Source organism: Pseudoalteromonas sp. HM-SA03 (assembly GCF_002289345.1).
Classification (GTDB): Bacteria; Pseudomonadota; Gammaproteobacteria; order Enterobacterales; family Alteromonadaceae; genus Pseudoalteromonas.
Genome location: NZ_NSDG01000037.1, coordinates 1,053 through 1,318 on the forward strand (window position 1 = coordinate 1,053; position 266 = coordinate 1,318).

A 266-nucleotide genomic window follows, 5' to 3' on the forward strand; every position below is an offset into this window, starting at 1 on the left:
ACAAGGCAAGGGTCACTGGTTTAAGCCCAGTACAACCCACCACTTTATTCTTTATTAGATAGAGTGGCCGATGCAAAGCATCGCACTAAGCCTGAACAAGGCAAGGGTCACTGGTTTAAGCCCAGTACAACCCACCACTTCTACTCTTAGATTAGAATTGGACGTTAAACTCGATTCAAGAGTATAAATTGAAACACAATTTGGGTTGTTAGCTCAGTTGGGAGAGCATCGCCCTTACAAGGCGAGGGTCACTGGTTCAAGTCCAG